Here is a 25063-nt window from a genome sequence, read left to right on the forward strand (position 1 = left end):
GTCATTTGTAATGAGCTAAATTCATATTCAAGATAAGAGAATATGAATTACTACGTACTCATTTTTATAGAAACTTTTATAGCATCTTTCTCTATAAAATTGAAAGCAAAGGGAGATTTGTATACTTGAAATTTCTTTGGATTTTCAAATTTAGCTTCACGTGTAAAAACATTGCCGAGTATTTTTTCTTCGATGATGCTAAATTGATGTTCCTCTTTAATGTCTTTTGATTCTATAAGACCTTGAAAGGGAACGTCACCTTGGATCCTATAGTTTGGAATTACCTTGTTATAAGCTAATGCTGTATAAGTAATAGTCTTACGGATAAATCCTGAAATAGTGACTACTTCTGAACACACCTTTTCAATCGTAGTAAATATCTGTCTATCAACTTTGATGGTTCCTTTTTTTGCAGGAGGAACTAACTGGATTTTATGCTCTACAAATTGTCTAAAGTACAATGTTTTTAATTTGGGGGATTTTGGTGGTTTTTTCGTTTTTAGAGTTTCAGGAAAGTATGAAGATATTCTTGTTACTTCAGGAAGACCTGATAAATTAATATGTGGGAAATAAGGCGTGCTTATTATAATGAAATTTTTCTTGTAATGTAAAGTCATATACGTTTCCTCACCTTTCCAATGGAATATAGTGTAAAGTATGTCTTCTTCAACATATATGCTTCTTTTTGACGAGGAATTTTTCAAAATGAGCTCATGTCATATATTGATATGATTTTTCAGTAATTAAAATATTTTTTTGTGTCTGTGGGCTATATTTATAAAAAGTACTTCATCAAACGAGAATTCTGTCAATAAATTGTGTACAAAATCAATGTTCAATTAATCCTTGATTTTTATTTTTTGAAAGGTGTCCTAGTAAAACTTTTAGTCTTTAGCGTACAATTTCCCCAGAATCATATAATAATCCCATCGTTATCAAGTTAATTAAAAAATGCCTCTCTAAAATAAAAAATACGCTATTCTTCCTGTAGAACCAGAGGAAAGGATGGCGTTTTGTATCTCTATTTCTGTATGTGATGAATTACAATTACTTGTTCAAGAAATTCAAAACTGCTTGTTTTCAAATTTCTTACGAGATTTCGCTAGAGTTGTTGGTTTTGTACACTAGATTCAACTGCATTTCAATTCCCCGATGTATTTTCACCTGTTTATCCAGGTGTAGGTGGATGTAGCTATACAGCGGAGAAAATTCAGTTTGGGTATGATTCTATTAAGTGGACAGTTCCTACATATTTATAGGGATTCAGTTGACACTCCCACCCCTAAAGGGGCAAGCTGACTAACGTCAGTGGGATTCTTGCTACCAAAGGCGAAGTCCATTTCTGGTATCGCTGACGTGCAAGATTGCGGTGTGCCATCACCACTCTCACGACAGACCGTATAGGTTCGTGAGCTACGGTACTATAACCATACCGTACAGATCGCGTTGCGTGTTCATATGTTTTAGCGTCTTGTTCTTGACGACACATATCATTTTACCGATAGCGTGAATTTAGCTATCGAACTCCATATGATATCTTGTTTTCAAGGAACACATAGGCGTTTTAAAGACTTGTGCTTGTCTATCGTTCAAGTATAACCAAAACACAACTGTTTTTCTATGAAAAAGCGATACTTTCATCCCATGCCTAAAGGCGGACTAAAGTCCGATATGGGCTTTCCCACATCGCGAAATCTGTAAACAACATGATCCAAATTTATTTTAAATCTAGTATCTTTTCTTTCTTCTATTCTTTTTAATGTATTCATAAATTTTATCCATGACAAACGTTTCGTGTTCTATCCAAATGGCTTCAGCTTCTTCTAATGTAACTACTCTCACTAGTTTCTCAATTGCTGTATCTTTAACTAAAAATGTAGCTACAGCACCTGTAGATGTTGAATATTTACTGATAACTAAATCTATAATGTTATCAATCTCTAATACTCTATTATTAGGAGACTTATTCTCAATTTGACTACTTTGGGTTGATATTTCTTTATTAGCCAGTTCTTTTAATCGGGAATTTAGAGTGAATTCTACATAACCTATTGGAGAATCAATATTTGAACGAAATCGTATATCCTCAATTATTTCTAATACAATTTCTTTATGAGCTTCCCATTTTTTTAACACTTTAGGAAACACTTTTTCTTTACAGCGTTCTTCAAAATTTTTAATTTTTTGTTCAAATGTATTGGGCTGTTGAAATTTATCTAAATTTTTTTCAAAATGAACTAAATTGTTATCTTTCTTTTTTTGGCCACGGATAATAAATTTAATTTTTTGTACTTTCCTGCCTAATTTAATTTCTTCAAATTCAAAAGAAATATCTGTTTTTTGGTCCAATTCTTTTTGAGAAGGTTTTAATACACGTTGCTTAAAATTTGCATAGTTAGGGTATATATCCATTGCATCTAAGTAATACCTTAAATTTTCTAGACTAATTGTACGTTCCTTTAAATCTTCATATTGTTTAAGTAGTTCATAAATACGTATAGCGTATGTACTTTTCAATTTAATAACATTAGCTAATCTATAGCTTGTAAACTTGCTACTTAATTCTAATAGAAATGGCTTTAATAACGGATCAAAACGCATATCAATTGTTCCTTTATTTCTGTTGTAAATTGCTGAAGAAAGCCAAGATACCTGTATCAGCTCTTCCCCTGTCCGAATTTCAATTACTTTTGATAATAAATCCTTTGTAATTTTACTTAACTCCGAATATTTAGTAGATCCATTTAGACCAAGTAGATCATGAAAATGTTTGATGGGGAATGTGTAAGTTTTAAAATCCCGATCATTGGGTTCAATATTACTAGCCAAACAAAGTAATATTTTTTGTTCTACTAAATTTAAACGTGAATTTGCTTCAATTAAAGTATTTGATTTTGAAACAATATTATTTTCTTTAATCTGCAAATCTTGATTTTCAGACATACCTACATACGTCCCTTCTTTCTTACCTCTACTGTTCTGTTAACTATAACAAATATATTCCCTTTGTTATAGTTAATTTTCCATCAATTCAGAAAATTTTATCCTCACTATTATTGTTGAGAAGCCCTTTATTTTATATAAAATTATTCTGAAAATCATTTAAATAGTGAAAAATTTTCGGGAATATTTAGAGTGGTAAAGTATATAAACAAATTTGTTATCTTTAGAGCCATTGTTGTTATGGTTAAAACTAAATTTGTTATCTTTAGAACCACTGTTGTTATGGTTAAAACTAAATTTGTTACCTTTAGAACCATTGTTGTTATGGTTAAAACTAAATTTGTTATCTTTAGAATTATTTTTGCTAGAGTTCAGTAACCAAATTTGTTACCTTTAGAACTATTTTTGCTAGAGTTAAGCAACCAAATTTGTTACCTTTAAAACCATGTTTGTTATGATTAAAACCATGTTTGTTACCTTTAAAACCATCTTTGTTAGAGTTAAGCAACCAAACTTGTTATCTTTAAAACCATTTTTGTTGTAGTTAAAACCAAATTTGTTATCTTTAGAACCACTTTTGTTATAATTAAGAGTTATAATCCCTTATATATCAAGACATTTCATGCTCTTAAAACATATAAACATATAAAACATATAAAACAATTAACATATAAAACAAGCAAAACATAAAGTGTTGGATGCATATATTTATTATCATTTTTCAAATGAAATTCTCACGTCATAAAACCAAATTTGTTATCTTTAGTTTAAATAGACATGTAAACATCAATTAATTACAAAAGCCTTTGGAAATATTTAAGTATAAATTAAGGCATATACCCGATTAAAAAATCATACCCTAAAAAAAGCCCTAAAAAAGGGCCTAATGAGTTTCATTAGAAAGGAATGTTTTCTATATAATATATGCTTGTTGCAATAGAATGTGAAAAAACACATAAAAGTTTCATTTGATAGAGAATTGAAGTAGCTTAATCGGGATGGGGGGATAGTTGAAGGTATCCGTTGTGTAAAGATGCTGTTTTATGAAGATAAAGACTCAGCATTACGAACTTTTTCAGGAAAGTACTCAAAAGCTAAAAAATATCAAGAATAATCTGAATTAATACTCCCATGACTAAAGTTGCGAGCTCTAATTCTAACGGATCAACGAACCGGACCCTTGAATGACTGAGGGTTCGCAATCCATTTTTTGTCGTAAGGAAATACATATAATGATGTTTTCTATCGATTATAGGTATGAATGTATATTTGGTTGGCGGTAAGATCCCGTTTCTTAATAAAACAATGATCTGTTCCGTAATGTTATTTAGATATTTTACTTGTCTGATTGAGATACCTAAGGGTATCTTTTTTCTTTTTGCAATTACAATCGGTTAGGTTGAATTTTGTTCTCCTGCGATAACATGAGGATTTGAAACATGAAAAGACCGCAAGGCTTTTTGAAAAAGCACTTTGCAGTCATATGATTTCTTTTCTTATTTAAATGAAAATCGATTGTATTCTCTTCTGATTCAAAGGTACGATATAAATATATTTAATTACCCTTAACTTATATATATGTTTCATCAAATCTTCAGGAATCGCTTGTTGACTTCAAGTGTATGTTGGTTGAATCCTTTTCCATAAATTAATTTTTACCTGTTTTGTTTTGTCCATATATTAGATTAAGAAGCTGCATATATTCATCTTCTTGTCCGATATCAAATCGTTTCCCATCAATCATTTTTCCATATACTTTTTTAGTCCTAATTAAAGAATGAATCGCATCTGTTAATTGATATTCCCCTCCAACACCAGGTTGAATGTTTTTTAATAAAGGAAAAATATCAGGCGTGAAAACATATCTGCCAATTACTGCAAGATTAGATGGAGGATTTACTTTTGGCTTTTCTATAATATTTGTAATATTCATGTAATTACCCTTTACGATATTCCCTTCAATAATACCATACTTCTCTATGCACTCATCTGGTACCGTATGAATGCCTATTACACTATTTTTCGTCTCTTTATAAATACTAATTAATTGATTTAAAGCAGTTTCTTTATCCGAAACTACAATATCATCTGGCAAGAGTACAGCAAAAGGTTCATTACCAATAAATGTTTCACCTAATTTTATCGCCTCACCAAGTCCTCTCGCATATGGCTGTCTTATATAATGGATTTGAACATTAGGAATAGCAAGCCCTTTTAACAGATGGGCTTTTTTTTCTTTTTCTAAAAAAGCCTCCAATTCTAATGAATAATCAAAGTAATCAACTATTAAATCCTTTCTGCTAGAAAGTACAATTAATATTTGCTCAATACCTGACTTTACAGCCTCTTCCACAATATAATGAATCGCAGGTTTATTACCTATTGGAAACATTTCTTTTGGAATTACCTTTGTAATTGGAAGGCTTCTTGTGCCGTAACCAGCGGCTGGAATGATTGCTTTTTTAATCACTAATCTCTCGCTCCCTCGAGTGTTTACAATATTAATATTCAGTAACCTCCTTACCCGCGCATGACGATTCCAAAAGAGGCTCTTACCTTCTGATTGCTTTCATTGCTTATATGAATAGGCCCTTTCATTTGTCACCAATCCATCTTGTCCACCAATATACTGTAACAACTAGTACTATAGTACTAAGTTCAGAGAGGTGATTATCATATGGATATATGTATTATAGGCTCTGGTTATGTGGGAATCACATCAGCAGCAGTATTAGCAGATTTAGGTCATGATGTTATATGTGTAGATAAGGATCAAGGAAAAATTCAAGCTCTCCAAAAGGGGGAGTGCCCCATTTATGAACCAGATTTAAAGGAGCTTATTCACAAAAATAGAAACCGATTACAATTCAGTTGTGATATCGATAATGCTATTCGACAATCACCCGTTATTTTTATCGCTGTAGGAACCCCTTCTACATTAAGTGGAAAGACGGATTTAAAATATATCTACTCCGTCATTGATCTACTGGTTCCAGCTATAACATCGTATAAAACTATTATTACGAAAAGTACAGTTCCACCAGGTACAAATCAACAATTATATGAAACACTTATTAAACGTGGGGTTTCATCGGCCTTATTCAATATTGTCTCCAATCCTGAATTTCTTCGCGAAGGCTCTGCTGTTCACGATATGCTCATTCCAGATAGAACTATTATAGGTATCCAAAAAGGTGACACAAAGTCGTTAAAAATTATGCAGGATATATATAAAGAGATTAGGGCTCCTTTCCTTTGTACAGGTTTAAATGAAGCAGAGATGATTAAATATACATCTAATGTATTTTTGGCTACCAAAATATCTTTTATAAATGAAATTTCTCGAATTTGTGATGCATATAACATTGATATTGTTGAAGTGGCAAAAGGAATTGGCTATGACTTTCGAATTAACCCTCATTTTCTTCAGGCGGGAATGGGGTATGGAGGATCATGCTTTCCAAAAGATTTACATTCACTCATTTATACAGCAAATGATAGGCACGTAGCAGTTCCTATTTTACAAGCTGTACAATCCATTAACTCCACACAAATAGATCTCTATGTTGAAAAAATTAAAAAAGCTATCAAAGAACCCTCTTCAAAAAAAATAACGGTTTTAGGAATTGCCTTTAAGCCAAATACTGATGATATTCGTAGCTCCCTTGCCGTAATACTTCTTGAAAAATTAATTTCTCATGGCTATGATCTACATGCTTATGACCCCAAAGCTTTTCTTCCTTCACATTTAAAAAGACAAGTTACACAGCATGATAACCTAGAATCTTCAATTACAAATTCTGATTGCATTATTATCGCCACGGAATGGAATGAATTTAAAACACTTAATTGGAAACAAGTCAAACAAGTTATGAAGGGATGCACAATCGTGGATGGCCGCAATTGCATTGAAAAAGATGAAGTAGAAAAATACGGATTACAATATATTGGAGTGGGTCGGTCATGAAAATACTTGTAACAGGGGCCGCTGGTTTCATTGGCTCACATTTGTGTCAAGCGTTACTTAAAAATAGTGCATATCATGTAGTTGGAATTGATCATTTCATCGGTCCTACTCCAGCCGCTTTAAAGACAGGTAATATACAATCTCTCGAATTAAATTCACGTTTTCAATTTATACGAGAAGACATTCTAAATACAGATTTATCAAAAATATTACAAGATATAGATGTCGTTTATCATCTAGCTGCTATCCCTGGTGTGAGAACAAGTTGGGGAAAAGATTTTCAGCCTTATGTTACAAATAATATAATGGTTACACAGCAGTTACTTGAAGCCTGTAAGCACATAAAATTAGATAAATTTATTCATATATCAACCTCTTCTGTTTATGGTGAAAAATCTGGCGCAGTTTCTGAAGATTTATTACCTACCCCTCTATCCCCATATGGTGTTACAAAATTAGGTGGTGAACACTTATGTCATGTTTATCACAAAAATTTTCACATACCAATTGTTATTTTAAGATATTTCACAGTGTATGGGCCAAGGCAACGTCCTGACATGGCATTTCATAGATTAATTAAACAAATGCTAGAAGATAAACCTCTCACAATATTTGGTGACGGAACACAAACACGTGATTTTACCTATATTGATGACTGTATAAGAGGAACGGTGGCCGCTTTAGAAACAAAAAAAAATATAATAGGTGAAGTTATCAATATCGGTGGAAAAGAACAAGCATCCATTTTGGACATCATTTCTATGTTAGAAAAAATATTAGGTAAATCAGCAACCAAAAACTTTCTAAAATCAGTTCCTGGGGAACCGAAGCAAACATGGGCAGATATATCTAAGGCTAGTACATTACTGCAATATTCTCCAACAGTTTCCCTATTCGACGGACTGGAAGCAGAATATCAATATATAAAACAACTATACAAAGGGGATTAGTTTATGAAAATTGCATATATATGTACAGAAAAATTACCATCTCCCGCGATTAAAGGTGGAGCAATTCAAATGATGATTGATGGGGTGTCCCCCTATATAAGTCAAGATTATGAACTTACTATTTTCTCTATTTCAGATCCAAGTCTTCCAAATCAAAAAACACAAGATAATGTCAATTACGTGTATCTTCCTCAAAAAGAATATGAACAGCATGTTATAAGAACACTCCAAACCAATACCTTTGATATTATACATGTCTTTAATCGTCCTAAAAATATACCTCTATATAAACAAGCTTCTCCACACAGTAAATTTGTATTAGGTCTTCATAACGATATGTTTGCTGAACATAAACTATCTATTTGTGAAGGCAATCTTATTATTGAAATGGTTACCGCCATTGTGACTGTTAGTAACTATATTAAACAAACTGTGATTGAGAGGTTTCCACAAGCTGAAGAAAAGATTTCCATTGTCTACTCAGGTGTTAATTTAAAACGATCTCCCTCCATCTGGACACCAACAGGACAAAAGATAAGAAATGCATTTCGTACAAAATACGGTATCCAAGATAAAAAAGTGATTCTATTTGTTGGCCGATTATGCAAAAATAAAGGTCCAGACTTGCTCATTCAAGCTATGAAGAAGATTATTCAAACGCATAAAGATACGGTACTTGTAATTGTTGGTGGTAAATGGTTTAGTGATAACCGAGTAAATAAATATGTTAAAAAGCTATATAGAATAGCTAGGCCAATTAAAGAACACGTAATTTTCACCAAATTTATTCCTGCAGATCAAATTCATAATATATTTCTAATGGGGGATATATTTATATGTAGCTCACAATGGAACGAACCATTGGCACGTGTTCATTATGAAGCAATGGCTGCTGGAATCCCAATTATTACAACAAACCGTGGGGGAAATGCAGAAGTTATAACAGATGAATATAACGGCTGCCTAGTAGAACAATATGATAATCCAATGGAGTTTTCCAGACTTGTCCAGGCTTTGTTATCTCAACGAGAATTTGCACAATGGATTGCTGAAAACGGAAGAAAAATTGTGGAGGAAAACTTTACATTTAAGCATACAGCAAAAAAACTAGATCAGGTATATAAACAAGTAGCAGAATCTACTAATCAACCTGCTAGAAATCTAATACGCCCTCTCAAAATTCTAATTGTTTGAACTATCCCCACTTAACGACCCTGCAGTCTGTTTGAAGTGGGGGATTCCTGCGAACACCGATGTATTCACCAGTTATCTTAGCAGGCTCTGTCTGCAGTTCCTACGGTGAGAACATAAGTATCTTACACGTTGACTCACCACGCTTCCTACTTTAGCTTGGTTTTCGCAACTTCGGCAAGCGTGGGGTGATTGAACGTTGAAGATTTTACGGTTGCAACGATTTTTCTGCAACCAATCTCATATCTTCAGTTTTCAAAGAGCAATCTGTACAAGTATATGGTAACAAACATTTTGTCTTACGCCAACCGACATTCATCTCCTACCTATTTGCTGGTGCTATCGCACCTTCACGCAAATTGAGGAAGGAGTCTTCTGTCGGAAAATGATAACGGCTGCCTATTATGTATATTTTGAAGAACAAAAAACGCTTGGAGAACCAAGCGTATTTTAGTGCTAATTATTTTACGCGTCTTCTTCTTCACCATCGTCATCATCGTCATCATCGTCATCATCGTCATCATCGTCATCGTCGTCGTCGTCATCATCTTCGTCATCGTCATCATCTTCGTCTTCTTCGTCTTCTTCGTCTTCTTCATCGTCTTCGTCATCATCATCATCATCATCGTCATCGTCTTCGTCTTCTTCATCGTCTTCGTCATCATCATCATCATCATCATCATCGTCTTCGTCTTCTTCGTCTTCTTCATCGTCTTCGTCTTCGTCTTCGTCTTCTTCGTCTTCTTCTTCTTCTTCTTCTTCTTCTTCTTCTTCTTCTTCTTCTTCGTCTTCTTCTTCGTCTTCGTCTTCGTCTTCGTCTTCGTCTTCGTCTTCGTCTTCTTCTTCTTCTTCGTCTTCGTCTTCTTCTTCGTCTTCGTCTTCGTCTTCGTCTTCGTCTTCTTCGTCTTCGTCTTCTTCTTCGTCTTCGTCTTCGTCTTCGTCTTCGTCTTCTTCTTCGTCTTCGTCTTCTTCGTCTTCGTCTTCGTCTTCGTCTTCTTCTTCGTCTTCGTCTTCGTCTTCGTCTTCGTCTTCGTCTTCGTCTTCGTCTTCGTCTTCGTCTTCTTCTTCGTCTTCTTCGTCTTCTTCGTCTTCGTCTTCGTCTTCTTCGTCTTCTTCGTCTTCTTCTTCGTCTTCTTCGTCTTCTTCTTCTTCTTCTTCTTCTTCTTCTTCTTCGTCTTCTTCGTCTTCGTCTTCGTCTTCGTCCTCGTCTGTAAAGATAACTTCTGTTTCATCATCATATTGAATTTCAACCTCTACACCATTATGTGTACCAGATTGAATTATTTCAGCTAGAGATTTTAGAACTTCCTGTAAATCATCATCTGAATTAACACTAAAGCCATTCTCAACATCTAGTTTTATTTTTGCTCTTTTCACATCAGCCATTTACCTAACTCCTTCAATATAGATTTATATATACTATGTCGAAAGAATATGAAAAGATTAATATATTTGCGGAAATTTCATTATTCATTTTCCTTAGCGTTCTTTACTAATTTTGCTATCCACGGGGTTTTTAATGGATGATCGGGAGTAATAATTTTGACTTTTACTTTTGGCTTTTCTATTTGAGTTGGAACGACCTCATTTTGTTCCGGGTTTTGTTCTTTTAGTTCTATTGCATTTTGAATCTCTTCATCTTTTACTTCATCAATTATTGTAGTTTTTTGTGGGGATTGCTCTTCTAGTTCTATTGTATTTTTCTTCTTCTTCGTTTTCTTCTTCTTCTTCTTCTTCGTTTTCTTTTTCCTCGTCTTCTGAATCTCTTCATCTTTTACTTCATCAATTATTGTAGTTTTTTGTGGGGATTGCTCTTCTAGTTCTATTGCATTTTGAACCTCTTTATCTTTTACTTCATCAATTATTGTAGTTTTTTGTGGGGATTGTTCTTCTAAATCTAGCAATCCGATTTTGGGTAACTCCTCTAATTCTATTTCCTTAATAATCGCTAAATTCTCTAGCACAGAAGATTCATTTAGTACAATATTTTTTTGCTGCTCATACTCTGACAATTCCCATCCCATTGGCCCTGGTGGAGAAAATACAAATTTCTCTAAATCTAAAATAGGGATTACTATCTCTTCTTGTTCTGAATTCATCTTATTTCCCTCCGCTATTGCTCTTGATTTCGTGGTAAATATCAGAGAAATTTTGTAAAAATTCTTCTTTAGAGTCTTCAAGTGCAATGATATTTTGCAATGCCCAAATATACTTTTCATCAGACCAAGAACGCTTTTGTCCTAAATAGTATTTATGTGCAATTGCACAGAATAAGTGAGGAAACGATAAATCAGTCCAAAGAACACGAAATTGTTTTTCTGATAAGGAATTTTCTGAATCATATGCACTCAACATATGAATTGCTAAATTAGTATCCCAAACTGACATTTTTTTCATCACTTTATTTAAAAAGATACGTAGGTCCCTCACGGGTAAATCACTTGTAATAGAATGTAGTTCTTTCATAAACATAGCATCATCTATTTCTGCAAATCTTGCTAAAGTAAAATCTTGCTGACAAAAACTGTTAGATGCAATAACTTCTTTTGTCCATTGGTCAAAATATGGATCATTTATTTCTTGTAATGCTCTCTGACCACGTGCTAACATTTTATCGACGTACTCTAAAAACATAGTTGAAAATACATCATCTGGAAAGGAGAGTGCAATCCTTTTGTTTCCTTCTAATTCTTGTAATTTCCATCTGTATAATTTATGCCATTTTCCTAATCGACCCCGAATTTTACTTTCTTGTATCGGAATATATCCTTCGGATGCTTGATGAAATTTACCTGCATATATTAGTACCTTCTCTAATTGTTCTTTATTATAATAAATAACTTCTTTCCCTTGATGCTTATCATATAGTACATACGCATACTCACCAGATCCAATACAAAAGCCCCCTCTTTTTGTGTTATGAATTTTTGTAATTGGTAATCCATTTTGAAGGAGATGTAAATGTGCTCCAGCAATAAAAAGCATCCTTTTGGGGTGCATATGTGCTTGTTTTAATATTTTTAATCCTTCTTCTGTTTCAACTTCCCAAATTGTTCTCCCACTTCTGCTTGACTGTAAAATGATATTACTTACCTCAAATGGATAAAAGCTAAGGACCTTTTTTAAATGTTCACTCTCTAATCCAGTTGTTTCTTCCAACTTTCATCATCCTCCTCTTAAATTTTATAAAACTTCCTCATACACTTTCATTAAATCCGTGGCAACTCGGTTCCAATTAAATTCTTTTTCGACCTTCGCACGTCCATATTTCCCTATCTGTTTTCTTTTATTTTCGTTATTTAAAAGATTAATTATCTTTTCTGCATATGCATCAGGATTCTCAAAGTCATTGACAATATATCCATTTTTTCCTTCTTCAATAACTTCAGGATTACCGCCTCGATTACTTGTAATAATTGGTAACCCTGCTGCCATTGCTTCGTAATGCACCCTAGCAAGAGGCTCTTGCCACTGTGAAGAGCAAACAAAAATATCTGACATAGCATAAAGTGTTGAAATATCCTTTGGCTTAACAAATTTAATAAAGACTACATGTTCTGGAAACATTGCACCTAAGGTATATAAATGTTTTACATAATTATTTACATTGTTATCTCCAAACCATTTTGAACCAATAAAAACCATTACAATGTCTGGATTTTTCTCAATTATTTTAGGAAGAGCTTGTAGCAAAATATGAGGACCTTTTACTTTGCTCAAGCGTCCAACAAACAAAACTATTTTTTTATTTTGTAAATTCAACTGTTTTAGCACATGACTTTTAACTTTTGTACCATTCACGGTCCACGAAGGATAATATTCATTTACATCTACACCAGAATATACTGTTCTTGTCTTTGCTTTTGCAGTTTGAAAGCGCGAGGTAATTGTTTTTCCTATATAATCACTAACTGTTACAATTTTGGAAACAGCCGCAATACATGCTTCGCCCTCTTTATCACTTATTTTTTCGTATGCAAACATTTCATTATGCACACTTAACACGAATTTGGTCTGTGGTGCCGCCTCACGTAAAATTGTAATCCAATTGGGACGATTACATAGATGAACCACATCATATTTTTCCTGTTTCAAATGTTTAATAATATAAGGCAGATACTCCTCTTCTGGAAAACGTATATACCTTACACCTTGATTTTTTTCTTCTGATTTTAAATTAGGATCTGTTATAGAAATAACTGTCACATTTTTTCCATTTGAAGCAATAATGGAAGCAACAGAATCTATATAAATTTGAATAGCTCCACCTCGTACAGCTGGTACGGGTAGCTTTTCAGTGGATATTATCGCAATTTTCATTAAATCGCCTCCCTGTTTCATAAAATACAACTTTCTTCATATGTTACGAAGAAACCCTTATGTTTGTGAGTTATCAAGCATTTTTTCATCTTTTATAATTAAATTTGGTAAATAGTACTTTTTCTTCTTAAAGGCAAATGGCTAGAGCAAAAATGGTCATGCACCATACAGTAATAAGAGAGTATAAAAGGATGGTGGTATATGTGGAGAATCATAATGAAGAAGCGGTGTATACATTATCGCCCGAAGAGGAGCAAAAATTAGTAGCATTGGCAGAGACAATGATTCAACATTGGGACATTCAAGCGACTACAATCGAATTAATACAAGGTGGACAACTAGCCTTAGTATGGAAAATTCATACTACAGATGGACCATTTTGCTTAAAGAGAATTCATCGCCCTGAAAAAAAGGCTTTATTTTCCATTCACGCTCAAGATTATCTTGCCAAAAAAGGCATGCGTGTTCCGAGCATAATTCCAAGCAAAGTGAATCAGTTATATACAAAACACGGTCCATTTTTATTTGTTGCTTATGAATGGATTGAGGGAAGACCGTTTGAGCTAACAATGCAAGAAGACCTTGAAATGATTATGAAAGGGTTAGCAGATTTTCATGTAGCTTCTATTGGCTACAAACCGCCACCAGGCATACCTATCTTCACAAAACTGGGACGTTGGCCCAATCATTACATTAAAAGATTTCAGCAGATGGAGATTTGGAAAAATTTATCCGCAACTATGCCGGATGACCCATTTTCACAATTGTATTTGGCTGAAATTGATGCTTTCATTTTAGAAGCAAAACATACACACCAAAGACTATTGGAATCTGAATATACAAAATGGACTGATGAATTACAAACATTCCCCAATTTATGTCATCAAGATTATGGAACAGGAAATTCCTTATTAGATCCAAGTAATCAAATTTGGGTAATTGATTTAGATACAGTTTCTTACGATCTCCCTATTCGAGACTTGCGTAAAATGATTATTCCCCTACTAGATACAACTGGTGTTTGGAATGCAGACCAATTTCAAATTATGATTAACGCATATGAGTCAGTTTCTCCTTTAACAGCAGAGCAGAAGAAAATTATGTTCATTGATATGTTATTTCCGTACGAATTGTATGATGTGATTCGTGAAAAATACGTTAGAAAATCACCATTACTTGCTAATGAACTTGCTGAAGCTATGGAATATGAAAGGATTAAGTCAAAAGCTTTAAATATGTTAATAGAGGAATTTTAATACGCGATACAAACAATTCTGGGCAAAGATTACTGTTATTTTTTTCCGACAGAAGACTCCCTCCTCAAAAATGTGAAGGTGTGGAACACCAATTTTAGGTGGGAGATGAATGTCGGTAGGCGTAAGCCTACGTTTTTACTAGAATCAAGAATAAAAATCCTTGAGAACCATTGGTTGCAGTCGTTTGGTATTTAATCGTTTTCTTACTATGTGGAATCATACTTATAAAGAAGCGGAGAGAGGATTAACGTATCATTTTTTCTCTGACGAGCGTATTCAATTAAAAAAGAAAATGGTACGTGAAGCAAGATGTAGTTATATCAAAAACATTTATTTCTAGTCAACTATGTTCGAATTGCATTTACCAAAATAAAGACGTTAAAAATCTTAATCTTCGTGAGTGTGATTGCCCTTCTTGTAGTACATATCACGATAGAGATGTTAATGCAGGACTAAATCTTAGAAACGAATGTCGCTTTTAAATAAAGTCACGGTGTTTATAAAAAAGACACGATCTTTTGAATAAAGTCGCGACGTTTTTCCCCTTTGGATCTGTTTATCTAAAGGGGTGTTTTTATAGTGAAAAGAAGATTTAAACTGAAAGGTAGATTAAGGAACTGTTGAGTAGCAATAAAGTTACTCTACTAAAGGGCCAAATTGTTTAGTAGTTTTAGGGGGGATCAAAAGATGGAATGGTTTACTTTTCTTGTTTTTCCAGCATTCACTTTAGGTGGAATAGCTTTAGGGCTCGCCCTTCACTCAATCAAAAAAATAAAGAACATGGAAAGGAGAGTTGAGGAATTAGAAAACAAAAATAAATAAATCTATGACTTTTGTCAATAAAGTGTCCCAGCTAAAATTTAAGTGGATTTTTACAATGATTATTCCATAAAAGGGCGCTTTAATTGAGCAAGGATCACAAAAATCATCAAACTTTTTTATAAAAGATGATTCAATTGAATATAGAAAAGGCGTGTTTTGATCAATCTTTTTTTCAAAACACGCTTTTTCTATTTGCTCTTTTATCAAGGTCTATTAAGTTAATTTAATCAAACTTTATTCTAAGGCTACAGCTGTGTCATGTGAAAGGGAAAAACATTGCTATTTATTTCATTCTCATAATCTTTCAAGGGCACTTAAGTTTTTTTGAATATTCCTTTCATAATCAGGAATAGCTACTCTACCAAAAATAAAGTCGGCTTGTACATATTTTGTTTGGAAGTGTATCATAATTTGGAATTGAACAGTCTGTGTAAGTTCTATGTCTCTATTAAATGATCTTCGCAACAGAACTTTGCTCCTTATTTATATTGAACTAATCGCCACTTAACCTCCTCACGGACTGTGTGAAGTGGGATATTCCTAAGTACGGAAACCTAACGGTTCTAATCAATTAAGCTATCCCTGTAGTTCCTACGGTTAAGAGAGAGATCGCTTCGTTGTAGCTTTGAAATAAAGTTTGATCAAAATGGATTCTTCTCCAGCAGATTTAAGATTAGTTTTTATAAAAAAATTTGATTATTTCTACCCATATTCTTCCACGATCGTGCCCTTTTGCGGAAGAATATTGATTTATTTTGGTGAAAAAAAACAACATTTAGGTTCCTTATGACATTTTTCTAATATAAGTTGTAACATTGCCTAAACAACAACTACCTTGTGGATTGTTTACTTCACAACCACATCGGTTTTCTTTTATGTTTTCGCGAATATGCTCTACTGGATTAGGAGTAAGTCCATTTTCCACATATTGTTTAATTTTTTCTTTTGTCCAATCAAAACAATAACAAATTGGTGTAGTTGCTGAGTCATCTTTTTGATGTACAGCTACCTTTATGTCAGATACAAAATGCTTTTTATTATTCGTATCAAAATAGACTACATCACAATCTTCGTTTGAACAAAAATAGTGATTTTCTTTAGCATTTAATGTTTCTAATGCTGATGGTTTAAGCAATGATTTTAGTGTAATCAACTTTACAATCTTAGCTTTATTTTTACATGATGGACAATGACCATTATTTTCAATTTTTATTCCTTTAAGGTTACTACAACAATCTTCCATTGTTCTTCCACCTTTACAATTTATTATTTTTATAAATATTCTTCTGCTTTCTTTTCTGAATCCATTAAGGTTTCGATAATAGGACATTCGTAAATATCTTTGTTTTCGGGACATCTTTCTTTAAGGTCTATCAACATTTGTTCAATTTTTTTAAGGTCTTGAATTTTACGTTGGATGTCCTCTAATTTAAGAACAGTGAAATCATATATGTCACGGCACTTTGCTTCATTGCGATCGACAACCCCTAGCAATTTGTCAATTTCATTTAAGGTAAACCCCAATTCCTGCGTCCGTTTTATGAAACTCAAACGATCGACCATTTGTAGGGAATACATTCGGTATCCTTTTTCGGTACGATTAGGCTCTGGAATTAAGCCTAAACGTTCATAGTATCGAATGGTCTCCTTGTTAACGCCACACTTTTCAGCCAGTCCTCCAATACGATATTGCATCTATCTCACCTCATATAAAGTATAAACCCTGTACCATAGTACAGGGTCAAGGGAAGTATTATTTACTATATTATCGATCTACTTTCTTAAAATAAACCGTCATTTTTCAATAAGCCTTACTCAACAATATGGCCCGATTGTTGAACAAAGAAATACTCTACAAAATAGATCTTTTTATCAATCTTTATTATAAATTATCGAACTTTATTTTAAATCCACAACAGCTCTATTGGGGAATACATGTCCCTCTAAAAAGGAGTTTGTAGAATAGCCCCTTCAATATAGTATTTTTAACAATTCTTTGTGTGCAAATAAAAAGAGCATCCACAATTGTTAGATGCTCCTATATATAAAGTGGTTTCCCCCACACTCTAGTATATGCTTGTCATTCTCAAAAGGTGTAGCAAAAAGAAACCTTATTCGGGGCCTTCTCAAAATATAAGGGGTAACTCTAACGTACAGATTAACATTTCACGATGTCGCTGCTATTATGTGCTTGATATTACTTAATATGCATGAATTTGACACTCCGATCCCTAAAGAGGCAAGGAGTGTCAATCTAAAATATATTGGAATTAACAAAGAAGAAAAAGATAATATTCTTGATACATTTTCGATTTAATTTTGCCATATAATATAAATCAACATTAAAAATCACTCTTTACCCTATTGTTTTTTACATTTTAACGAGAAAACTATTTTACATCACCAATTGCTTGAATAGACTCAAGTCTAACATTAATTTTGTTCGGAAAACCTATAATATTACCAGTTGAATTACTTGCTACTTCTACATTGGGTCCAATTACAGTAACTAAATTTTGACTCACATTCATTATAAAACCTTTAATATGAATTCCTTTCAAAAACAATACAGTACGTAAATGAAGCAACTGATAAGCATATAAAAGTTCTCTAATCTCATTTGTTAATTCTGCAAAATTATTACTAGAACTATTCACTACTGAATGATAAGAAGAAGATCCCTTTAATTCTAAAGAGGTGTTAGAGGACTTTTTTGATTGTAATAAAACATCAGAAGATTTTTCTGATTCTAATAAAGGATCAAAATTTCTTCTTGATTTAAATGGAGCGATAAGAGGAATCGGATTTATATCAATCAATCTAAATTTACGTTTGCCATTATCAGAATTAAAACAAAACTGACACACCTATACCCCTCCTATAATAAGTATGTATTATATAGTAAACACATTATACAAAAATGTACTGGGTATTTATAATACCCAGTACATTTTTAATTTATTATGCTCCTCGATCATCACTTACCGCTAAAATGCTAGCAATCATAACACTAATTTGGTTTGGATTTTCAAGAGTTCCACCGTTCGCATTACTTTCTACTTCAATAGCTTCCCCATTACCACGACGAAGAGTAACAAAATTTTCTCCAATTTGTGTAATAATTCCTTCTACGTGAAATGATGGCAAAAATAATACAACTCTCGCCCCAACCAATTGAAATGCTTGCAACAGAGTTAGAATTTCATTATTATCCATTCTCTATCACCTTCCTTTATTTCTAATTTTGACACCTAACAATGTAACTCTATTAAATTAACTTATTATTAGTTATCAAAATAGAATATGTTCTAGCATAAGAATTGAAATAGACAAGTTGGCAAATTTTTTAGTAATACATTATTAGGACATAATGTTTAAGGGATAATACATAAAAAGATCCTTATTAAACAAATTCCATAATTAAATAAAAAATCCACACTTAACTAGACTCCTATACTCACACCATCCTTTCTAGACGAGCATAAGATGTACTGACGAACGAAAGGGGGTAATTTTATGGGTTTTGGTTTTGGTGGAGGTTGTGATTTTAACAGATGTGATCATCATAGACGAGAACATCACAGAAAAGAACATCACAGAAAAGAAGAAAGAGAAGACAATAAAAGAGAAATGAATAACAATCCAGAGTTATTACAATTCTTAAGAACATTAACTCCTGGTACTTGTATTGTTATTCAATATGATTGTCAACCACCTACAAGTGCAACATTCCAAGGTTTTCAAGGAAACAACGTAATCATTTTATCTGACTTTGATTGTTTCCCGGGATTAGCACGTATTGCAATTAACAAAATTAACGTAATCTCTATAAATTCACCTGATTGTGATCGTTTCTGTTGTAAACGTCGTAGACATTGTAAAGAACATGACGAACATAAACATGATCATAGAGAAGATTAATAAATTTTAATTAAAAGAAAAATCTTTCCCTTAATTTATAAGCCAATTTGCAAGAAAAACACCTATTAAAAAATAGGTGTTTTTCTTTTCTAAATTATACTTAACTGAACATAAATAACAAACCATTTCATATAGCGGACATATACTATTGTAAGGTCGGCATCCAAATGACCCAAATAAATACCCATGCCAAGAAATAAAACTACAAAGTATTTCTTGGCACCTTTTACATAAAATAAATAAATGTATTAAAAATGTACAAACCTAATTAAAAACCTACACATATAATGTATTCTACCTTTCTATTAACTTATTCAAGGGATTTATTTTATATAAATCCCTTCTTTAAGTGTTTAAATATTTCATTTAATCTACATAACATAATAATTCCTAAAAAAATAAGATAAGAGCCCTCCGCTCTTATCTTTTACCTATATTTACTTAAGGCGTTATTAAACTACGCGTCGAACACTAATAACATCTAGGCTCGTCACGTTAATGTTTGCAGCACCATCCACCCAAATAAGAAATCCATCCTCTACACGAATAAAGACCCCTGTTCCACCGATCTGATTTCCACCGATCTGATCTCCACCGGAAAAAACATTAATTCTGTCGCCTTCTCGTAAACCATCTAATCTTCTTCGTCCTTCAAAATTCCCCAATTGTCTTACCTCCTCACAGTCTTTCTTCATCGGCTTCTATTACGTTCAACACATTCACGTTATTTAAATTACTATTAAACTACGCGTCGAACACTAATAACATCTAGGCTTGTCACATTAATATTAGCAGCAGCATCCACCCAAATAAGAAATCCATCCTCTATACGAATAAAGACTCCTGTTCCATCGATCTGATCTCCGCCTGAAAAAACGTTAATTCTGTCGCCTTCTCGTAAACCATCTAATCTTCTTCTTTCTCCAAAATTACCCAATTCTCTCACCTCCTCATAATCTCTTTTTTTCGGTTTCTATTATGTTCAACACATTTACATTATTTAAAATGCTATTAAGCTACGCGTCGAACACTAATAACATCTAGGCTTGTCACATTAATATTAGCAGCAGCATCCACCCAAATAAGAAATCCATCCTCTATACGAACAAAGACTCCTCTTCCATCGATCTGATCTCCGCCTGAAAAAACGTTAATTTTGTCGCCTTCTCGTAAACCGTTTAATCTTCTTCGTCCTTCAAAATTCCCCAGTTCTCTTACTTCCTCACGTTCTTTTCTTCTTCGGTTTCTATTACATTCATCACATTCACAACGTTCTCTTCTTCTTCTTCGGTTTCTATTACATTCATCACATTCACATCTACGTTCAAAAGACATTTAATATACCCCCTTTTTCCTAAAAATTGTTATTTGCATTATATATTATGAAAGAAATGAATTAATTGATTAGACTTTCTTCCTCTATCAAACATCCAATTAAGCAATTTATCAAAAAAAAAATCACTAATTGTAACAATTGTACAAGCCATTTTGTATTACTTACATACATTAACAATGAGATGATAATCATCTTACTATACTCCAAACCCCAAATTACCAGTTCGTTAACTATCTTTAAAAGATAGAAAAAAGGACAGTTGAAAACTGTCCTTTTTTCTTATTTACAAAGATATATATTAGGGAAATTAAACACCTCTTACTAATAAATACATATATTATATAGTGCTCCAACACACTGCTAAATAAAACTCCACTAACAAAGAAAGAACTTATTTTCTATCTGTCAAGAATTTAAGTTCTTTTTTAGTTATTTTACATTCGTTTATATTAATGACAGGATTTTCCTCTTTCCGTATAATCGATTCTACGCTTTTTATCCTACGTTCCTTGCCCATGAGAGTTCTTCTCACTCTCAAAGAACTTTTGCAGCATGAAAGCTAAGATTCAGCAACTTCACATGTAGCATCACCACAATTCCTTTTTAATTATTTATTGGTTGTTCAGATAAATACGTATTAAACGCTTTAAATAAACAACTAAAACAACCTGATCAATTTCATTCCAAAATAGAGATTCTCCTAATTCACCTTAACTTTTTGTTTTTATAAACATCGCGGCTTTATTCAAAACTCCACGTCTTTTTTACAAATATCTTGACTCGGTTCTGGTGCAAAAACTTTGAAGTATATGAAAAAGGTCTATCAAACTTGGACATACTGATACTAGTACTCTAAAAAAGGATGTGATTGGTATGGAAAAGCGAAATCTATTCAAGTGGAAACATCATCAACCGGATATTAACTTATTAACCGTGAGATGGTACCTACGGTACAACCTCAGTTTTCGTGATTTAGTCGAAATGATGGAAGAACGTGGGCTATCCCTCGCTCATACAACTATCATGCAATGGGTTCATCAATATGGTCCCGAATTAGATAAGCGAGTACGACGTCATCTTAAATCAACCAATGATTCTTGGTGAGCCGATGAGACGTATGTGAAAGTCAAAGGTCAATGGATGTACCTATGTCGTACTGTTGATTCAAAAGGAAATACAATTGATTTTCATTTATGAAAATCAAGAAATCATAGGGCTACAAAGCGTTTTTTCAAGAAAGATTTGCAGTCTTTTCATGTTTCAAAACCCCGTGTGATTACAGTAGGCAAAACCCCGGCCTATCCTATAGCGATTGAAGAGTTGAAGAAAGATAAAAAGATGCCTGTAGGCATCCAAATAAGGCAGGTAAAATACCTTAATAACATTGTAGAGCAAGATCATCGTTTTATTAAAAAAAGAGTTCGTTCAATGTTAGGATTGAAATCTTTTCGTACAGCTAAATCTATTCTTTCAGGAATAGAAGCGATGCATATCATTAAAAAAGGCCAACTTATTTTACGAGACAATTCTGTCCAAAATGAAATGAAGTTTATTTATCAACTATTCGGAATGGCTGGATAAGAATAGATTCCATTAGGAATCTATATACCTCTTTCAAATAAATGCAATCCTTGCACCAGAACCGAAAATAATTCAAGAACATCCTTATTTGACACTCCCACCCCTAAAGGGGCAAGCTGACTAACGTCAGTGGGATTCTTGCTACCAAAGGCGAAGTCCATTTCTGGTATCGCTGACGTGCAAGATTGCGGTGTGCCATCACCACTCTCACGACAGACCGTATAGGTTCGTGAGCTACGGTACTATAACCATACCGTACAGATCCGTTGCGTGTTCATATGTTTTAGCGTCTTGTTCTTGACGACACATATCATTTTACCGATAGCGTGAATTCGGCTATCGAACTCCATATGATATCTTGTTTTCAAGGAACACATAGGCGTTTTAAAGACTTGTGCTTGTCTATCGTTCAAGTATAACCAAAACACAACTGTTTTTCTATGAAAAAGCGATGCTTTCATCCCATGCCTAAAGGCGGACTAAAGTCCGATATGGGCTTTCCCACATCACGAAATCTGTAAAAAGAATTGATAGAATGCGTGCGCGTGATCATGGTCACTAAATTTTGATTGATGTTAGGATTAGTGTTCCTGCACATTTAAGTATCCAGCAAGGACACGATATTTGTAGAGAGATAAAAACAACTATTATGAAACAGGATTCGGAAGTATACGAGGTATTAATTCACTTAAATCCGTGGTATGAAGAAAGATTAGTTCATTAAAGTTTTGAATTGTAAATGTAAGTAATTAAGAAGGGGCCTATCAATGAAGAATAATGTTGGTGATAATCTTGATATTGGTAGCATATTAGTTTATAGAATTCATTTTTGTGTATAAGGGGAATGGATACAATGGACAGAGTAGGAAAAGATGATTTTGTTTCTGGATTTGTACCAAAGCATAACCATGGTTCAGTAGATTATACATCTGTTGAAGTGGGGCACGTACATCAATGTTTAGATGTAACATCTCCACCAATTCCAGCACAAGATGGGGGACATATACATTATACGGAAGGATATGTTGTCTTCGAGGATGGACATACGCATTATTACAAGGCATACTCTGGACCAGCAATCCCAGTTGGGAATGGGATGCATGTTCATTATTACGATTTCTATACAACGGAAGATAATGGGCATAAACACCGTGTTAAGGGGGTAGATCAGCCCGCCCCAGGTGATAAATAAAGTTAATGCGAAAAAACCTTGTGTTGTTAAGGTGTAGTTTTTTGTTTGTTATTTTAATAATTAAAAACCTTAAAAGAAATTACTATACCTTCTAAATACACCATATTGGACTTATTTTTATACATAGCATAGTAGTTGGTCTTAAGGGGGAAGGAAGGGTTTTTATGTCTAAAGATCAGCCTATTCCTGAACACTTTATCATGGATACACAACGGACTATGCTGCTTCCACCAGAACTGAACGCAGCACCTTCAGAATCATTAACAGAACAACTATTTATTGAAAGGTCCTTAACTGAAAATCGATTTTGGTTAAGGATTATGAAGGAACATGCTCTTTTCCTCAGTGAGGGATTTAATCGGAATGATAAAAATTCAATTCAACAAGTAGAGAAATTTTTTCATCTGTTTGACCATCATTTACAAAAAGCATTTTCTGTTCCTCAAACTGTTCAAGCGGTTAGGTAATTAAATGAGGAAAGTATTCAGCTAGTTTATGTCTTTCGTAATTATAAAAGAAACCTTTTACTTTTAATTGTTAATTGTAAGGTGAAGGGTTTTAATTTTCCATTATTAGTAGATCATATCGCGCGTGAAGCAGGATATTTGGTTCTGGTGCAAAAAGATGATAAATAAAAAAGAATCAAGGATTCCTAACGAAATCACCTGTTAAGCAGTTAATCCAAACAGCTGGTTGATAAAAACATTCTGATTTTGGACCAGAACCTAATATATGTATTTATTAGTAAGAGGTGTTTAATTTCCCAAATATATATCTTTGTAAATAATAAAAAAGGACAGTTTTCAACTGTCCTTTTTTCTATCTTTTAAAGATAGTTACCGAACAGGTAATTTAGGGTTTTGGGGTATAAGATGATTATCATCTCATTGTTAATGTATGTAAGTAATACAAAATGGCTTGTACAATTGTTGAAATTAGTATTTTTTTTTTGATAAATTAGTTAATTGGGCACTTGATAGAGGAAGAACATCTACTCCATTAATTTATTTCTTTCATAATATATAGTACAAATAAGTTTTTTAGGAAAAAAGGGGTTATGTTAAATGTCTTTTGAACGTAGATGTGAATGTGATGAATGTAAAAGAAACCGAAGAAAAAGAGACCGTGAGGAAGCAAGAGAATTGAGGGATTTTGAAGGACGAAGAAGATTAAATGGTTTACGGGAAGGCGACAAAATTAGAGTTTTTTCAGGTGGAGATCCGATTGATGGAATAGGAGTCTTTATTCGTATAGAGGCTGGATTTCTTATTTGGGTGGATGCTACTGCGAATATTAATATGACAAGCCTAGATGCTATTAGTGTTCAACGAGTAATTTAATAGCATTTTAAATAAATATAAGTAAAAGATAGGGGGAAAGCTCTTATCTTATTTTTTTAGGAATTATTATGTTATGTAGATTAAATGAAATATTTAAATACTTAAAAAGAAGGGATTTATATAAGATAAATCCCTTTAATAAGTTAATAAGAAAGGTAGAATACATTATATGTGTAGGTTTTTAATTAGGTTTGTACATTTTTAATACATTTATTTATTTTATGTAAAAGGTGCCAAGAAATAC

22 protein-coding genes and 7 pseudogenes are annotated in these 25063 nt (G+C 33.1%); 14 read left to right on the forward strand and 15 right to left on the reverse strand.

The genetic code is table 11. From position 1 onward, the window contains the following. Window positions 1-50: 50 nt before the first annotated feature. The gene (locus ACFVQC_RS28035; RefSeq protein ID WP_377899917.1) at window positions 51-617 is read right to left on the reverse strand and encodes a hypothetical protein; all 567 of its coding nucleotides are present in this window, start codon (window positions 615-617) and stop codon (window positions 51-53) included. 400 nt (window positions 618-1017) lie between these two features. On the opposite strand from ACFVQC_RS28035, the pseudogene ACFVQC_RS30270 reads away from it, so the two are divergent. Then, window positions 1018-1257: pseudogene (locus ACFVQC_RS30270) on the forward strand (hypothetical protein); the annotation flags it as partial. Between the two features lie 471 nt (window positions 1258-1728). On the opposite strand, the gene ACFVQC_RS28040 reads toward ACFVQC_RS30270, so the two are convergent. The 3 genes and pseudogenes from ACFVQC_RS28040 to ACFVQC_RS28050 all read right to left on the reverse strand — a co-directional run bounded on the left by ACFVQC_RS28040 (window position 1729) and on the right by ACFVQC_RS28050 (window position 5413). Then, window positions 1729-2943, reverse strand: a complete 1215-nt coding sequence (locus tag ACFVQC_RS28040) for a replication initiation protein (protein WP_377899920.1) — start codon at window positions 2941-2943, stop codon at window positions 1729-1731. A 1287-nt stretch (window positions 2944-4230) separates the two neighbouring features. Beyond that, a pseudogene (locus ACFVQC_RS28045) lies at window positions 4231-4498 on the reverse strand (DDE-type integrase/transposase/recombinase); the annotation flags it as partial. 93 nt (window positions 4499-4591) lie between these two features. Next, the gene (locus tag ACFVQC_RS28050) at window positions 4592-5413 is read right to left on the reverse strand and encodes a UTP--glucose-1-phosphate uridylyltransferase (protein WP_264541434.1); all 822 of its coding nucleotides are present in this window, start codon (window positions 5411-5413) and stop codon (window positions 4592-4594) included. A 207-nt stretch (window positions 5414-5620) separates the two neighbouring features. Between ACFVQC_RS28050 and ACFVQC_RS28055 the strand changes: the two genes are divergently transcribed. From ACFVQC_RS28055 to ACFVQC_RS28065, 3 genes are read left to right on the forward strand one after another with little or no spacing between them, the layout of a single operon-like run. After that, complete coding sequence (locus ACFVQC_RS28055; RefSeq protein ID WP_377899921.1) at window positions 5621-6910, forward strand: UDP-glucose dehydrogenase family protein; 1290 nt, start codon at window positions 5621-5623, stop codon at window positions 6908-6910. Beyond that, complete coding sequence (locus ACFVQC_RS28060) at window positions 6907-7860, forward strand: NAD-dependent epimerase/dehydratase family protein (RefSeq protein ID WP_377899923.1); 954 nt, start codon at window positions 6907-6909, stop codon at window positions 7858-7860. The genes ACFVQC_RS28055 and ACFVQC_RS28060 overlap by 4 nt, the downstream gene beginning before the upstream one ends. 3 nt (window positions 7861-7863) lie before the next feature. Next, window positions 7864-9054, forward strand: a complete 1191-nt coding sequence (locus ACFVQC_RS28065; protein ID WP_377899925.1) for a glycosyltransferase family 4 protein — start codon at window positions 7864-7866, stop codon at window positions 9052-9054. A 462-nt stretch (window positions 9055-9516) separates the two neighbouring features. On the opposite strand, the gene ACFVQC_RS28070 is transcribed toward ACFVQC_RS28065, so the two are convergent. The 4 genes from ACFVQC_RS28070 to ACFVQC_RS28085 form a co-directional block, all read right to left on the reverse strand. After that, window positions 9517-10437, reverse strand: coding sequence for an ATPase (locus tag ACFVQC_RS28070; RefSeq protein WP_377899927.1), 921 nt, complete (start codon window positions 10435-10437; stop codon window positions 9517-9519). Between the two features lie 80 nt (window positions 10438-10517). Further along, window positions 10518-11150, reverse strand: coding sequence for a hypothetical protein (locus tag ACFVQC_RS28075; protein ID WP_377899929.1), 633 nt, complete (start codon window positions 11148-11150; stop codon window positions 10518-10520). Between the two features lies 1 nt (window position 11151). Next, the gene (gene cotS / locus ACFVQC_RS28080; protein ID WP_016103978.1) at window positions 11152-12210 is read right to left on the reverse strand and encodes a spore coat putative kinase CotS; all 1059 of its coding nucleotides are present in this window, start codon (window positions 12208-12210) and stop codon (window positions 11152-11154) included. A 24-nt stretch (window positions 12211-12234) separates the two neighbouring features. Beyond that, entirely contained in the window at window positions 12235-13371 is a 1137-nt protein-coding gene (locus ACFVQC_RS28085) for a glycosyltransferase family 4 protein (protein ID WP_002151773.1), read from the reverse strand. A gap of 152 nt (window positions 13372-13523) precedes the next feature. On the opposite strand from ACFVQC_RS28085, the gene ACFVQC_RS28090 reads away from it, so the two are divergent. From ACFVQC_RS28090 to ACFVQC_RS28105, 4 genes and pseudogenes are all read left to right on the forward strand, one after another. After that, on the forward strand, window positions 13524-14627 hold the full coding sequence (locus ACFVQC_RS28090) for a spore coat kinase CotI (protein WP_002151776.1): 1104 nt from the start codon (window positions 13524-13526) through the stop codon (window positions 14625-14627). Window positions 14628-14787: 160 nt separating this feature from the next. Beyond that, window positions 14788-14967 (forward strand): helix-turn-helix domain-containing protein, encoded by a 180-nt coding sequence (locus ACFVQC_RS28095; protein WP_080019237.1) that lies wholly within the window; start codon window positions 14788-14790, stop codon window positions 14965-14967. Beyond that, a pseudogene (locus ACFVQC_RS28100) lies at window positions 14912-15109 on the forward strand (zinc ribbon domain-containing protein); the annotation flags it as partial. The gene ACFVQC_RS28095 and the pseudogene ACFVQC_RS28100, both read left to right, overlap by 56 nt. A gap of 205 nt (window positions 15110-15314) precedes the next feature. Further along, window positions 15315-15449: a hypothetical protein gene (locus ACFVQC_RS28105; protein WP_000454672.1), complete on the forward strand. Its 135-nt coding sequence runs from the start codon at window positions 15315-15317 to the stop codon at window positions 15447-15449. Between the two features lie 784 nt (window positions 15450-16233). On the opposite strand, the gene ACFVQC_RS28110 is transcribed toward ACFVQC_RS28105, so the two are convergent. The 4 genes from ACFVQC_RS28110 to ACFVQC_RS28125 form a co-directional block, all read right to left on the reverse strand. Continuing rightward, window positions 16234-16692 (reverse strand): putative iron-sulfur cluster-binding metallochaperone, encoded by a 459-nt coding sequence (locus ACFVQC_RS28110; RefSeq protein ID WP_088079268.1) that lies wholly within the window; start codon window positions 16690-16692, stop codon window positions 16234-16236. Window positions 16693-16721: 29 nt separating this feature from the next. Continuing rightward, a complete protein-coding gene (gene merR1 / locus ACFVQC_RS28115; protein ID WP_002151789.1) occupies window positions 16722-17144 on the reverse strand; it encodes a mercury resistance transcriptional regulator MerR1 in 423 nt (140 codons plus the stop codon). 695 nt (window positions 17145-17839) lie between these two features. Continuing rightward, window positions 17840-18316, reverse strand: a complete 477-nt coding sequence (locus ACFVQC_RS28120; RefSeq protein WP_002151791.1) for a hypothetical protein — start codon at window positions 18314-18316, stop codon at window positions 17840-17842. Window positions 18317-18410: 94 nt separating this feature from the next. Then, a complete protein-coding gene (locus ACFVQC_RS28125) occupies window positions 18411-18665 on the reverse strand; it encodes a hypothetical protein (protein WP_002151793.1) in 255 nt (84 codons plus the stop codon). A gap of 300 nt (window positions 18666-18965) precedes the next feature. Here ACFVQC_RS28125 and ACFVQC_RS28130 point away from each other — a divergent pair, with 300 nt between their 5' ends. Further along, window positions 18966-19370: a hypothetical protein gene (locus tag ACFVQC_RS28130; RefSeq protein WP_377893792.1), complete on the forward strand. Its 405-nt coding sequence runs from the start codon at window positions 18966-18968 to the stop codon at window positions 19368-19370. A 452-nt stretch (window positions 19371-19822) separates the two neighbouring features. Here ACFVQC_RS28130 and ACFVQC_RS28135 read toward each other — a convergent pair whose 3' ends face one another. The 3 genes and pseudogenes from ACFVQC_RS28135 to ACFVQC_RS28145 form a co-directional block, all read right to left on the reverse strand. Further along, window positions 19823-20035, reverse strand: a complete 213-nt coding sequence (locus ACFVQC_RS28135) for a hypothetical protein (protein WP_377896291.1) — start codon at window positions 20033-20035, stop codon at window positions 19823-19825. 74 nt (window positions 20036-20109) lie between these two features. Next, window positions 20110-20366, reverse strand: a pseudogene (locus ACFVQC_RS28140) (hypothetical protein); the annotation flags it as partial. Between the two features lie 15 nt (window positions 20367-20381). Next, window positions 20382-20705 (reverse strand): hypothetical protein, encoded by a 324-nt coding sequence (locus tag ACFVQC_RS28145; RefSeq protein ID WP_377896292.1) that lies wholly within the window; start codon window positions 20703-20705, stop codon window positions 20382-20384. Between the two features lie 874 nt (window positions 20706-21579). Between ACFVQC_RS28145 and ACFVQC_RS28150 the strand changes: the two are divergent. The 5 genes and pseudogenes from ACFVQC_RS28150 to ACFVQC_RS28170 all read left to right on the forward strand — a co-directional run bounded on the left by ACFVQC_RS28150 (window position 21580) and on the right by ACFVQC_RS28170 (window position 24819). After that, a pseudogene (locus ACFVQC_RS28150) lies at window positions 21580-22287 on the forward strand (IS6 family transposase). A gap of 517 nt (window positions 22288-22804) precedes the next feature. Next, a pseudogene (locus tag ACFVQC_RS28155) lies at window positions 22805-23011 on the forward strand (cation transporter dimerization domain-containing protein); the annotation flags it as partial. Window positions 23012-23140: 129 nt separating this feature from the next. Next, window positions 23141-23479: a YmaF family protein gene (locus tag ACFVQC_RS28160; RefSeq protein ID WP_264539837.1), complete on the forward strand. Its 339-nt coding sequence runs from the start codon at window positions 23141-23143 to the stop codon at window positions 23477-23479. Window positions 23480-23643: 164 nt separating this feature from the next. Continuing rightward, window positions 23644-24090: pseudogene (locus ACFVQC_RS28165) on the forward strand (DUF2935 domain-containing protein); the annotation flags it as partial. A gap of 453 nt (window positions 24091-24543) precedes the next feature. Further along, window positions 24544-24819, forward strand: coding sequence for a hypothetical protein (locus ACFVQC_RS28170; protein ID WP_377899931.1), 276 nt, complete (start codon window positions 24544-24546; stop codon window positions 24817-24819). The last annotated feature ends 244 nt before the right edge of the window (window positions 24820-25063 follow it).

This window comes from Bacillus sp. NPDC057893 (assembly GCF_042796455.1).
Classification (GTDB): domain Bacteria; phylum Bacillota; class Bacilli; order Bacillales; family Bacillaceae_G; genus Bacillus_A.

Excerpts from the sequence above, each read along its gene's own strand:
- ACFVQC_RS28035 (WP_377899917.1), bottom strand. The coding sequence starts at position 617 with ATGACTTTACATTACAAGAAAAATTTCATTATAATAAGCACGCCTTAT.
- ACFVQC_RS28040 (WP_377899920.1), bottom strand. The coding sequence starts at position 2,943 with ATGTCTGAAAATCAAGATTTGCAGATTAAAGAAAATAATATTGTTTCA.
- ACFVQC_RS28055 (WP_377899921.1), top strand. The coding sequence starts at position 5,621 with ATGGATATATGTATTATAGGCTCTGGTTATGTGGGAATCACATCAGCA.
- ACFVQC_RS28060 (WP_377899923.1), top strand. The coding sequence starts at position 6,907 with ATGAAAATACTTGTAACAGGGGCCGCTGGTTTCATTGGCTCACATTTG.
- ACFVQC_RS28065 (WP_377899925.1), top strand. The coding sequence starts at position 7,864 with ATGAAAATTGCATATATATGTACAGAAAAATTACCATCTCCCGCGATT.
- ACFVQC_RS28070 (WP_377899927.1), bottom strand. The coding sequence starts at position 10,437 with ATGGCTGATGTGAAAAGAGCAAAAATAAAACTAGATGTTGAGAATGGC.
- ACFVQC_RS28075 (WP_377899929.1), bottom strand. The coding sequence starts at position 11,150 with ATGAATTCAGAACAAGAAGAGATAGTAATCCCTATTTTAGATTTAGAG.
- ACFVQC_RS28085 (WP_002151773.1), bottom strand. The coding sequence starts at position 13,371 with ATGAAAATTGCGATAATATCCACTGAAAAGCTACCCGTACCAGCTGTA.
- ACFVQC_RS28090 (WP_002151776.1), top strand. The coding sequence starts at position 13,524 with ATGGTCATGCACCATACAGTAATAAGAGAGTATAAAAGGATGGTGGTA.
- ACFVQC_RS28105 (WP_000454672.1), top strand. The coding sequence starts at position 15,315 with ATGGAATGGTTTACTTTTCTTGTTTTTCCAGCATTCACTTTAGGTGGA.
- ACFVQC_RS28110 (WP_088079268.1), bottom strand. The coding sequence starts at position 16,692 with ATGGAAGATTGTTGTAGTAACCTTAAAGGAATAAAAATTGAAAATAAT.
- merR1 (WP_002151789.1), bottom strand. The coding sequence starts at position 17,144 with ATGCAATATCGTATTGGAGGACTGGCTGAAAAGTGTGGCGTTAACAAG.
- ACFVQC_RS28125 (WP_002151793.1), bottom strand. The coding sequence starts at position 18,665 with ATGGATAATAATGAAATTCTAACTCTGTTGCAAGCATTTCAATTGGTT.
- ACFVQC_RS28130 (WP_377893792.1), top strand. The coding sequence starts at position 18,966 with ATGGGTTTTGGTTTTGGTGGAGGTTGTGATTTTAACAGATGTGATCAT.
- ACFVQC_RS28145 (WP_377896292.1), bottom strand. The coding sequence starts at position 20,705 with ATGTCTTTTGAACGTAGATGTGAATGTGATGAATGTAATAGAAACCGA.
- ACFVQC_RS28160 (WP_264539837.1), top strand. The coding sequence starts at position 23,141 with ATGGACAGAGTAGGAAAAGATGATTTTGTTTCTGGATTTGTACCAAAG.
- ACFVQC_RS28170 (WP_377899931.1), top strand. The coding sequence starts at position 24,544 with ATGTCTTTTGAACGTAGATGTGAATGTGATGAATGTAAAAGAAACCGA.